At 59.0% G+C, this 11,432-nt stretch carries 6 protein-coding genes; 1 reads left to right on the top strand and 5 read right to left on the bottom strand.

Going from position 1 to position 11,432, the window contains the following annotated elements; translation table 11 throughout:
* Nucleotides 1-46: 46 nt before the first annotated feature.
* From JT718_RS16090 to JT718_RS16080, 3 genes are read right to left on the bottom strand one after another with little or no spacing between them, the layout of a single operon-like run.
* Nucleotides 47-1,429: a PKD domain-containing protein gene (locus tag JT718_RS16090; RefSeq protein WP_205503745.1), complete on the bottom strand. Its 1,383-nt coding sequence runs from the start codon at nucleotides 1,427-1,429 to the stop codon at nucleotides 47-49.
* 26 nt (nucleotides 1,430-1,455) lie between these two features.
* Nucleotides 1,456-3,039, bottom strand: coding sequence for a RagB/SusD family nutrient uptake outer membrane protein (locus JT718_RS16085; protein ID WP_205503744.1), 1,584 nt, complete (start codon nucleotides 3,037-3,039; stop codon nucleotides 1,456-1,458).
* A 12-nt stretch (nucleotides 3,040-3,051) separates the two neighbouring features.
* Nucleotides 3,052-6,138, bottom strand: coding sequence for a SusC/RagA family TonB-linked outer membrane protein (locus tag JT718_RS16080; RefSeq protein ID WP_205503743.1), 3,087 nt, complete (start codon nucleotides 6,136-6,138; stop codon nucleotides 3,052-3,054).
* Nucleotides 6,139-6,489: 351 nt separating this feature from the next.
* On the opposite strand from JT718_RS16080, the gene JT718_RS16075 reads away from it, so the two are divergent.
* Nucleotides 6,490-9,288: a triple tyrosine motif-containing protein gene (locus JT718_RS16075; RefSeq protein WP_205503742.1), complete on the top strand. Its 2,799-nt coding sequence runs from the start codon at nucleotides 6,490-6,492 to the stop codon at nucleotides 9,286-9,288.
* A gap of 116 nt (nucleotides 9,289-9,404) precedes the next feature.
* Here the strand turns inward: JT718_RS16075 and namA are convergent, their stop codons facing one another.
* Nucleotides 9,405-10,472, bottom strand: a complete 1,068-nt coding sequence (gene namA, locus JT718_RS16070) for an NADPH dehydrogenase NamA (protein ID WP_205503741.1) — start codon at nucleotides 10,470-10,472, stop codon at nucleotides 9,405-9,407.
* A gap of 229 nt (nucleotides 10,473-10,701) precedes the next feature.
* Nucleotides 10,702-11,397, bottom strand: a complete 696-nt coding sequence (locus JT718_RS16065) for a hypothetical protein (RefSeq protein ID WP_205503740.1) — start codon at nucleotides 11,395-11,397, stop codon at nucleotides 10,702-10,704.
* Nucleotides 11,398-11,432: the final 35 nt, after the last annotated feature.

Here is an 11,432-nt window from a genome sequence, read left to right as displayed (position 1 = left end):
AAGTAGCCCCAAAACGGAGGCTCTGGGGCTGCCTCCTTGTGAAACATTAAGGCATGAGGCGGAAATCGTCCAGGTAGAATATTCCGGGGTTGAAGTGGGCTTCGCCGCCAATCTGCACCACTACTTTGTCAAAGTCGGTGCGGGCGGTGTGGGCGCCGAAGTCAAACGTTAACTCCACCCACTGGTCCAGCTGGGTCACCTGCTGGATTACCTCGGCCTGGGTAGTCCAGGCATTGCCGCCCAGGAGCGAGTTCTGCAGCTTCACGGCTACCTGCTTGGCCAGGCTTTTGGTGGGCGACCAGTCTTCACCGTTCTGGGTCACGTAGTCATTGTAGCTGGGCAGGAAGACCTTCAGCTTGAAGACATGGCGCTGCGTGAGGTCCATGCGGTAACCCAGGTCAATGGAGAGGTTGGCGAACTCGTTCACCTGACCGGCTTCTTTGATGTAGCGGGCCACCTTGGCCGAGGTGTTGTTGCCCAGCTGGGCGGGGTTGTCAAAGCTCTCATTGAACAGCACGTGGTCCAAAACCCAGGTGAAGTTGCCCGCATCGTCAAAGTTGTCAAACAGGTCGGCCGCTTTGTAGGGTTTTTCAACCACCGGCGGGGTGTAGCCCTTGGGCACCAGCACGTAGTTGCGCACGCCCGCCCCGCCACAGCACACTTTTCTGATGTGCAGGCGGTTCTCAGAGAGTTCCATCACCTCGTACACGCCCTCGTTGTCGTCCCAGGCAATGGTTTCGCCGTTGCTCAAGGAGAGCATGACTTTGCCGTTGGCCTCATACAGGTTCCAGGTGCTGGCTACCGGTGTGCCGGGCTGCGGCACGCAGACGTTCTCGGTGCCGTTGTCTATGCCCCACATGGCGCCTTTGCTCTTGTTCTCAAATTTGAAGCCCGCCAGCGAGAAGGTGTACTCGTCATCCTGCATGCAGGGGTCTTGCTGGGCCAGGGTCTGGCTCCACCAGTTGTTGCCCCCGTTGGCCGGCTCACCGCCGAAGTTCATGGGCCCCACCGGGCTGAACACCCAGGTTTTGCCCTCCAGCTGGTTGGCACCGCCCGTGAGGAAGTTGTAGTCTTCGCGGTTGAGCATGGCCGGGTTGGTCTGGGCAATGGCCACCGTTTGCGTGTTGGAGGCCGAGCCCCCCGCGGTGTAGATGGTGAGTTTAACGGTGTAGTCGCCCTTGAGCGGGAAGGCGCCTTCTACCTCGGTGCCTTCGGCGGTTTTGCCGTTCCCGAAGTCCCAGAGGGCCTTGAACCCGGGCGCCGTGCTCTTGAAGTGCACAATGTTGGGGTTCTCGTCATCATACGCATAGGTGAAGGTTACCTGCTCGGGAGTGGGCGGCAGGCCCAGCTCCGGGTCTTCCAGTTCGCAGCCCACCCACGCAAAAGAGGCCAGAAACAGGAGCGTGATATACTGGATATATTTCTTCATGGTCATGTTTGGTTTAGGACTTGGAATTAGTAACCGGCATTTGGCTTGAGCACTCCTGCTGAAAGGTCAATCTCACTCTGCGGAATGGGCAGGAAGCCTCTTCGGGCGGTGTTGAACTGCAGGTTGAAGTCGGTGAGGGAGCCTTCGTAGTTCTCTGGCAGGGTAGTCTTGTTCACGGTGATGGCTGCACTGGCCGCCGCCGTTCCCTGGCGCAGCAGGTCCCAGTAGCGGTGCCCCTCTAGGGCCAGCTCTACCCGGCGCTCCCGGAAGATATTGTCCAGCGTGGCCGGCACGGGGCCCAGGCCCACGCGGGCTCTTACCCTCGTCAACGGGGCCTGGGCATCGCCGGTGCCGGTCATCAGCATAAGCTCAGAGGCCATGAGGAGCACGTCTGAGAAGCGGATGGCGCGGTAGTTGTTGCCCCAGTTCAGCTCCAGCTGCCCGCCCGACGGGGCGTACTCTTTGGAGGTGGTGTATTTCTGGCTGAAGTACCCGGTGTGCTGGTAGCCGATGTTCAGGTTGTCCTTGCCGCCGGCCAGTTCGGTCTCGGCCAGGATGGTGGCGTCGCGGCGCGGGTCATTGGCCTCAAAGGCGTTATACAGCTCCTGGGTAGGGGTGGCGGTGCTCCAGCCGGCCAGGTAATTCTCGGTGGCCGTGTTCTTGATGCGGGGGCCTTGCTGCTGCGGCTGCATGTTGCCTTCGCCGCCCTGCACGTAGCCCCAGTCCCACCAGGGGTTGTCGTCTGAGTAGGAGATTTCCCACACCGACTCTATGCTGAACTCATTGGCCCGGGTGAAGTTGTCGGCGTAATTGGGCAGCAGATCATGGCCGCTGGAGGTGATGATGTCGTTGAGGTGCTGCAGGGCCACCTGGGCGGTAACGGCCGTGCCCCCGGCTTGCAGGTCCTGGTTGTACACGCCTTTGTGGAACAGGTAGGTTTTGGCCAGCAGCGCTTTGGCCGACCACCGGGTAGCCCTGCCCATGCTGGCGCGCAGGTCAGAAGCCGGCAGGTCGGGCATGGCTTCGGTCAGGTCCAGGGCAATCTGGTCATACACCGCTTTGGGGCTGGCCTGCGGCTGGTTGTAGTCGCTGGGGGCCAGGGGCTCCAGGTGCAGGGGAATGTTCTCAAAAAAGCGCACCAGGTCCAGGTAGAAGTGGGCCCGCAGGAATTTCGCCTCGGCGATGGTCCTTTTCTTGAAGTCCTCGGGCGCGTCTATGTTTTGCATGCGATGCAGCAGCGTGTTGGCCCGGGCAATGCCAATGTAGTTCCGGCGCCAGAGGCCATAGATCTCGCCGTTGGTGGTGAGCATTTGGTGGCGGTCCATCTGCAGCAGGTTGGGCTCTGAGCTGGGCTGCCCGCCCGAGTAGGAGTCGTCAGAGAGAATGTCCAGCACCATAGGGGTAGGATGGAAGCCGCTCAGGGTGTTCCACTGCAGCACGTCGTACACGCCAATGAGGGCCTCGGTGGCATCGGCCTGGGTGCGGTAGAAATTGTCTTCGGTTCTGGTGTCTTTGGGGTCAAGGTCCAGGAAATCGTTGCAGCTGGTAGAAGCCCCCAGAAACAAGGCCGCCAGCAACAGGGTAGAGGTCTTTTTTGCTATATTTTTCATCTGTCAAGTCTTTTAGAAAGTGGCGTTTACTCCAAGTCTGAACGTTCTGGACTGCGGGTACACCCCGCGGTCAAACCCAATGTCTAAGCTGTTCCGGGCCCCGATCTCCGGATCAAACCCCGAGTAATCGGTGAAGGTGACCAGGTTGTCGGCCGAAACATAGACGCGCAGTTTCTGCATGTGTACCTTAGAAAGCACTCCGGCCGGTAGGCTGTAGCCCAGTTGCAAGGTTTTCAGGCGCACATAGTCGCCGTCTTCTATGAACAGGTCAGAGACCCGGGTGTAGTTGCCGTTGGTGTCGTTCCAGGTGAACCGGGGGTATTCATTGGTGCTGCCCTCGCCGGTCCAGCGGTTCAGGAACCTGGACTGCTGGTTGGCCCGGGTAATGTCATAGCGCCGGGTGCCGTTGAAAATCTGGTGCCCAAACGCCCCGGTGGCAAACGCACTCAGGTCAAAGCCCTTGAAGTCAAACCCCAGGTTTAGGCCCAGCACCGTTTTGGGAGTGGGGTTCCCGATCATGGTGCGGTCGGTCTCATCCAGCTTGCCGTCATTGTTCAAGTCCACAAACCGCACGTCGCCGGGCACCGCCGTGGGCTGTAAAGACTGAGCCTCCACGTCGGCCTGGTTCTGGAAGATACCGGCGGTTCTGTACCCGTAAAAGTACCCGATGGGCAGGCCCACGGTGCTTTGCGAGGCGGTGCCGTAGGTGATGAAGTTGGCCCCCAGCAGTTTCTTCTCGGCGTTCTCAATGCTGGTGACTTTGTTCTTGTTGAAGCTTCCGTTCAGGCCAATGTTGTAGCCCAGGCCCCTTGCCTCGCCCTGGTAAGAAATGGCCAGCTCCACGCCCGTGTTTCGCACCGAGCCGCCGTTCACGAAGGGAGCGTTGTAGCCCGTATGCCCCAGAATGGGCGGCCGCACCAGCAAGCCTTTGGTGGTTTTGATGTAGTAATCGGCCGTAACCGAAAGCGCGCTGTTGAAGAAGGCCAGGTCTAACCCAAGGTTAGTCTGCTCAGAGGTCTCCCACTTCAGCTCTGGGTTGGGGGCGTCTACCGGGGCCGCTCCGCTAATGTAGCCTTTGCCGCCATCTGGGTTAAAGAAAGTGTATCCTCTGCCTACCCCTATCTGGGCGGCCCAGGGATAGAAAGTGCCCCCTATCTCCTCGTTGCCGTTCTGGCCCCACGAGGCCCTTACCTTGGCCAGGCTCACCAGATTGCCCTGCGGGAAGAACGCCTCATCTGAAAGAATCCAGCCCACTGAGAAAGAAGGGAACGTGGCAAATTGGTTGTTGCGGCCAAACCGGGAGGAGCCGTCTCGCCGTACGGTGGCCGTAAAGAGGTACTTGCCCATATAGCTGTAGTTTGCCCGGCCAAAGAAGGAGAGCAGTGACCGTTCGCCAATGCCGCCAGTGGCCCGCACGTTGGTCACGCCCACGGCGTTGTTCAGAAAGGCCATGTTAGGGTCTTCCGTCACCAGCCCGGTATTGGAGGCAAACAGGGTCTCGTTGCGGGTTCTGAGGGCAGACGTACCCGCCGTCAGCCCCAGGCTGTGGTCCCCGAAGGTCTTGTTGTAGTTAAAGTAGTTCTCTGTCTGCCAGGTGTAGTAGCGGTCGGTGCCCCTTGATACCAGGGCCGTGGCGTTTTGCTGCGCGGCGTTGAGGAAGTACACCGGGTTGTAGTTGGTGGTAACCACGTAGGCCAGGTCAATGCCCAGGGTAGACCGGAACGTGAGGCCCTCCAGCAGTTTCACCTCGCCGTAGATGTTGCCTACAAACTTGTCTACGTTGGTTAGGCCGTTCATCACCTGCAGGCGGGCCAGGGGGTTCACCACTTCCTGCGACACGTAGGGCGAGATGGCAAACACGCGGCCCTGGCCGTCGCGCACCACGGGGTTGAGGGTGTACGTGGTTTGGGCCAGTTTTTCAGGATCTGTCTCATAAACGGGCGTGAGCGGGTCTATGTTGAGGGCGTTGTTCAGAATACCGCCAAACTCCTGGTTGGGGTCAAAGGACCGTCTCCTCAGATGGGTGTACGCCAGGTTGGTGCCAAACTTGAGCCAGCTTTTTACCTGGTTGTCGGCGTTGACGCGGGCGGTGTAGCGCCGGAAGTTAGATTTGTCGCCGCCCACAATCCCGTCCTGGTCAAAGTAGGAGAGGGCCGCCGAGTAGGCCGACTTCTCGGTGCCGCCGGTCACGGTGATCTGGTGGTTCTGGATGGGGGCGTTTTTCTCAAAGATGGCGTCCTGCCAGTCGGTGCCTTCGCCAAACTGGCTGGGGTCTGCGTAGGGCGGGGCCATGCCCGCATTGGCGGCGCCTTCGTTCATGAGGGTGGCATACTCGCGGGCGTTGAGCAGCTCCAGCCGGCGCCAGGGGTTCTGGATGCCCACGTAGCCGTCATAAGACACGTGCATGGTACCGTCTCGACGGCCTTGTCGGGTGGTGATGATCACCACCCCGTTGCCACCCCGGGCCCCGTAAATGGCGGCAGAGGCGGCGTCTTTCAATACATCAATGGACTCAATGTCGCCGGGGTTGAGGTAGTCAATGCCGCCCACCGGAAATCCGTCCACAATAAAGATAGGGCTGGAGTTGCCGGTAGAACCGATCCCCCGGATACGCACCGTGGGCGCGTCGCCGGGCTGGCCCGAGAGGTTGGTGACCTGCACCCCGGCCACGCGGCCCTGCAGGGCCTGCTCCACCCGAGTAACCGGGGTCTGGGTAATTTCCTCGGCAGATACTGATGAAATAGCGGTACTTACCTCTCTCCTTAACTGGGTGCCGTAGCCCACCACCACTACTTCCTCCAGGGCCTGCTGGTCGTCTTGCAGGGTGACATCAATGGTGGTTCTTCCGCCAATGGGCTCTTCCCGGGAGACATATCCTATATAAGAGAAAACTAACGTGGTGCCGGTGGCGGGCGCCTGAAGCTGGAACCGGCCGTCCACGTCGGTGGAGGTGCCGGCCGTGGTGCCCTTTACCACCACGCTGACGCCGGGAAGCGGCTCGCCGCCCCTGGCCGAGGTGACACGCCCAGTGATGGAGGTCTGGGCCAGCGCTATCCCCCAGCAGAGAGACAGCAATAGGGTAAGTAGTTTTTTCTTCATGTGTTAGGTTTTTAGGAGTTAGCGGGTATGCTGCCCTAAAAGTAGGCGGAAGGAGGGCTTCTTGCCTAACCTTAGAATACATCAATACTACATCAGATGGGTGCAAACCACTACATCAGGATTACATCAAAGGCGGTAAAATGCCTTGTGTAGCGTTTTTATGCCGTTTTTTTAAAAATATGCGGTAAGCAATTAATATTTGTCAACTACATCATTATATTTAAACCTGTATATGATAAACTTGTATTTGTCATGCTAAAGCAAGGGGCTTTTTGGGGGCTTTTTCTGATTTGCCTGCTGGGTGCACTAACCTCAACAAGCCAGGCGCAGCACTACTTCTTTGGCAACCCCATGCTCCGCAATTTCAAGCCCGAGGAGTTCAAGGGAGGCATCCAGAGCTGGGGCATTGTGCAAGACGACCGGGAGCTGCTTTACATCGCCAATAACTTCGGGCTGCTGGAGTTTGACGGGGCCACCTGGAGCCTGCACAGCCCCAAGCGGGGCACCAAGGTGCGCTCTGTGTTGGTGGGGGCCAATGACCGGATCTACGTAGGCTGCCAGGCCGATTTTGGGTATTTTGAGCCCGACCCACGGGGCTTGCTGCAGTACTTCTCGCTGGCCGACAGCCTGCCCCAGAAGTACCGCAACTTTGACGAGGTCTGGCGCATCTATGAGCAGGGTGGCACCACCTACTTCTTCACCTTCAAGAATATCTACGCCTACCGGCCCGGCAAGCCTGTGCAGGTAATTGCCCCCGCGCACCCGCTGGAGTTTTCGTTTCAGGTAAACAAGGAGCTGTATTCTCTGGTGTGGGGAAAAGGCCTTTCCTTGCTGGAGAACCACCGGCTGCGGCTGCTGCCCAGCGGGGAGTTCTTCGCCCACCGGCAGATTGCCTCCATCTTGCCCTATGACAAAACCCGGCTCATCATCTTTACCATTAAAGATGGCGTGTACCTCTACGACCAGCACGCGGTGACCCCGTTCAGGCTGGCCGAGGACCCCTTGTATGACGGCCTGATCATTAACCAGGCGCTCCTGCTCCGGGACGGTACCTTTGCCCTGGCCACGCAGAACAAAGGCCTGGTCCTGATGGATGCCAGGGGCAAGGTCCTGCTGAACACTACCCTGCGCGAGGGCCTGCTGGACAACACCGTCCATTCTATTTACCAGGACACCCAGGACAACCTCTGGCTGGGCATGAACAACGGCATTTCCATGGTAGAGCTAAGCTCGCCCTTCAGTCGGCTAGACGGAACCATGGGCTTGTCGGGCACCGGGTATGCCGCCCTGCAGCGGGGAAATGCGCTGTATTTAGGTACCAACAGCGGGCTGTTCAGGTCAGACGTAGCCCTGGCCAGGAAAAGCTTTCTGCCGGTGCCCCACAGTACCGGGCAGGTTTACCACCTCAACCAGATCGGAAGCCATACTCTGCTGGGGCACCACAACGGCCCGTACGTGCTCAGGGAAGGGCAGGCCAGTCTGGTCATTCCTGAAAGCGGGGCCTGGGAGTTTGTGCCGGTGCCCAACCACCCCGACAAGGTGATGGTGGGCACCTACAAGGGCATTTGCCTGTTTGACGTCACGGCAGACGGCCTTGCCTTCCGGAAGCAGTACAAAGGGCTGGAGGAGTCGTCCAGGGTGCTGGAGTTTGACAAGAACGGCGAGCTCTGGATGGCCCACGGCTACAAGGGCCTGTTCAGGATCAAGTTTGACCCCAGCTACGAGCACATTGTGGGGGTGAAGTTCTACAACTCCCGGCACGGGCTGCCCTCAGACCAACTGGTGAACATGGAGAAGATCCGGAACGAGTTGATTTTCCCGGCCTTGTACGGCGTGTACCGCTTTGACCAGGGCAAAGACCGGTTTGTGCTGGACCCGCAGTACTCGGCCCTGTTTGCCCCCGATGAGCACATCATTGAGATGGAGGAAGACGTGCAGGGCACCATCTATTTCATCTCCAACCAGCGGGTAGGCAAAATCCAGTTCGACCAGTTCGGGAAACCCACGCTGGAAGACCGGCTGTTCCAGAACCTGCGCGAGCAGCTGAACGATGACCTCAGCTTTATCCAGGTGCTGGACCTCAACAATGTGCTCTTCGGGGCCAAGGAAGGGTTCATCCATTACAACGCCGGCAAGGCTAAGCGCCTGGTGCCGTTCCATACGCGGCTGGCCCAGGTGCTTTCCATCGCGCAGGAGGCAGATTCGCTCTTGCTCTCGGGCCGCCGGCTAGACAAGGCCACCCATACGGAGCTGCCGTACGCGTTCAACTCGCTGCGCTTTGTGTATGCGGCCTCTTTTTACGAAAAGCCCGAGAAAACGCAGTTCCAGTACTTTCTGGAGAACTTTGACAGCCGCTGGTCTGAGTGGACCACCAAAACCGAGAAGGAGTACACCAACCTGCCCGAAGGCAAGTATGTGTTCAAGGTGCGGGCCCGCAACATCTACGGGCAGGTGAGCGAGGCCAGACCCTTTGCGTTTGTGGTGGAGCCGCCATTTTACCGCAGCAGCTGGGCCTATGCCCTGTACACGCTGCTGGGTCTCCTGCTGCTGGGGGCGGCCTTTTACCAGGTAGACAAGCGGTTTAAGACCGAGAAACGCAAAATCCTGCTGGAGAAAGAGCGCAAGCTGGGCCAGAAGGAAATTGAGATCAGGCAGATCACCAACCAGAGCGAGCAGGAGATTGACCGGCTGCGCAACGAGAAGTTCCAGGCCGAGTTGGACCACAAAAACCGCGAACTGACCTACTCCACCATCCACCTCATCAACAAGAACGAGCTGCTCAACAGCGTGAAGCTGGAGCTGCAGGAAATCCTGAAGAACGGCGGCCGCACCGCCCCGCAGGAAGAGCTCAAAAAGATCATCCGCAGCATTGACCAGAACATCACCAGCGAGGTAGACTGGAAACAGTTTGAGCTGCACTTCAACCACGTGCACGGCGACTTTATTCACCGCCTGCAGGAGCATTACCCAGACCTTACGCCGCAGGAAATCAAGCTCAGCACCTACCTGCGCCTCAACCTCACCACCAAAGACATTGCCCAGCTGCTCAACATCTCGGTGCGCGGGGTGGAAATAAGCCGGTACCGCCTCAGAAAACGCCTCCACCTGGACCGCAGCGACAACCTCACCGACTTTATGCTGAAGTTCTGAAAGCGCTCTGCCCGTTTCGGGGCTGATTCCGTAAAATCAGCCCCGAAACGGGCAGAGCGCTTATTTTCCCAAGGTGCTTCCCAGCCAGGGAGGTTTCCCAATCCTGTTCCAGGCGGTTAGTTCTTGGCCCGTTGGTATTGCACCGGCCATTCTACCTCTACGCCCAGGCTCTTGGCGGCCCGCAGCGGGAAGTACGGGTCGCGCAGGAACTCGCGAGCCAGCAGGATCAGGTCTGCCTGGCCCGAGGCAACAATGATCTCGGCTTCCTTGGGCGTGGTGATCAAGCCTACGGCGCCGGTCATAATGCCGGTTTCCCTTTTTATTTTCTCCGCAAACCTAACCTGATACCCCGGGGCAATGGGAATGCGCACTTTGGGCACGTTGCCGCCCGTGGAGGTGTCTATCACGTCTATGCCTTTTTCCTTTAGGAGGCGGGCCAGGGCCACGGAGTCGTCTTCGGTCCAGCCGTCGTCGGTCCAGTCGGTGGCCGAGATGCGCACAAACAAGGGATATTCTTTGGGCCAGACTTCCTGCACGCCAGCTACCACTTCCAGCAGCAGGCGCACGCGGTTCTCAAAGCTGCCGCCGTATTGGTCGGTGCGGTGGTTGCTGAGCGGCGAGTAGAACTCGTGCAGCAGGTAGCCGTGCGCCCCGTGGATTTCCACCACCTTGAACCCGGCCTCCAGGGCCCGCGCGGCGGCCGCCCTGAAATCTGAGACTACCTTCTGGATGCCCGCCTGGTCTAACTCCAGGGGCGTGATGCCACCTTCCTGAAACGGGATAGCGCTGGGGGCTACGGTGGTCCAGGCGCCTTCCTCACCAGGGTGAAGCGCGGTGCCACCCTCCCAGGGCGCGCGGTGGCTGGCCTTGCGGCCGGCGTGGGCCAACTGGATGCCCGCCACCGCCCCCTGCGACTCCAGAAAGCGCACAATCCGTTTCAGCTCCGGCAGGTGCTCGTCTTTCCAGATGCCCAGGTCGCCGGGCGTGATCCTGCCCTCGGGCGAAACGGCGGTGGCCTCCAGGATGATCAGGCTGGCGCCGCCCACTGCCCGGCTGCCCAGGTGCACCAGGTGCCAGTCGTTGGCAAAGCCGTCCTGGCTGGAGTACTGGCACATGGGCGATACCACAATTCGGTTTTTCAGCTGAATGCTTTTGATCTGAAGAGGAGTGAAGAGTTTGCTCATAGGTATAGGGTCTTTTGCCAGGTTTTTCATACTTCTTCCTGCCCCCAAGGGTTTACCGGTGGCCAGCCAGTCGGGGTTGGGGCGAGGTGCTGGGTTTTCGCCTGTTTTTGGGAAAACGGCCCCCAAACGGCGGGTGCCGGGACTTGCGCTGCGGGGCGTTACCGGCGCCTGAAGGCCAGGAAACAAAAAACGCTACCAAGCGTGGGCGGGGTAGCGTTCTCTTACAGGCTTATAGGGAGTTGTAATGCGCAACGGCCTGGGCCAGTGCCGAATCATGCTTCAGGTTGAGCTTTCTGTCTGAGATGAATTTTTCTACCTGTTTGGCTTTGGCCTGGTCTGGCAAGGCCCCCAGCAGGGCTTTTTTGTCCTTCCTGATCTTGGTAAGGGTAGGGCCGATGGCCAGGTAGTACCGTTCGGTGGGTTTAATCTGCTTGGTGGCGTACCGGTTGCCTGCGGCCCGTTCTTCCACTATTGCCTTGGTGGTTCTTTTCACCAGTGAGGTTTTTCCCTCCTGGAGCACCTCGTAGAACGATTTCTCCGTGGCCCCATCTATGGCGGCAAAGCCGTTTCTGAACAGGCGCTCATCAATTACCCCGGCTGTGCTCTCGTTTTTGATGGTGAATTCCTGCACCGGGTGCATGAAGGCTTTGGGGCGGCCGTCTTCCAGGGTAAAGATCAGCTCGTCGTTGAGTTGGTCATACCGTAGCTTGAGGCCCTCGTACACGGTTCCGTTTGCCATTTTCACCCGGCCGTTCGCCCAGTCGGGGAACAGGTAGGGACTGCCCGCAATGCCGTTGTAGGTTCTGCCCACGTACCCTATGTTCTGGGGGCTGGCAGACACCTCCACTCCCTGGGCCACTGCCTCTAAGGTGCAGGTAAAGACGCAGCATGCTATACCTGCCGCTACGGTTAAGAATTTGTTCATGGTGCGAAATGAGTTTGGGGGTTGAGCAATCTGAA

The sequence above is a fragment of the Rufibacter psychrotolerans genome, assembly GCF_016924645.1.
GTDB lineage: Bacteria > Bacteroidota > Bacteroidia > Cytophagales > Hymenobacteraceae > Nibribacter > Nibribacter psychrotolerans.
Note: the sequence above shows the minus strand (reverse complement) of the source record. Positions and strands in the feature narration are given on the sequence as shown.

Excerpts from the sequence above, each read along its gene's own strand:
- JT718_RS16075 (WP_205503742.1), top strand. The coding sequence starts at position 6,490 with ATGCTCCGCAATTTCAAGCCCGAGGAGTTCAAGGGAGGCATCCAGAGC.
- JT718_RS16085 (WP_205503744.1), bottom strand. The coding sequence starts at position 3,039 with ATGAAAAATATAGCAAAAAAGACCTCTACCCTGTTGCTGGCGGCCTTG.
- JT718_RS16090 (WP_205503745.1), bottom strand. The coding sequence starts at position 1,429 with ATGAAGAAATATATCCAGTATATCACGCTCCTGTTTCTGGCCTCTTTT.
- JT718_RS16080 (WP_205503743.1), bottom strand. The coding sequence starts at position 6,138 with ATGAAGAAAAAACTACTTACCCTATTGCTGTCTCTCTGCTGGGGGATA.
- JT718_RS16065 (WP_205503740.1), bottom strand. The coding sequence starts at position 11,397 with ATGAACAAATTCTTAACCGTAGCGGCAGGTATAGCATGCTGCGTCTTT.
- namA (WP_205503741.1), bottom strand. The coding sequence starts at position 10,472 with ATGAGCAAACTCTTCACTCCTCTTCAGATCAAAAGCATTCAGCTGAAA.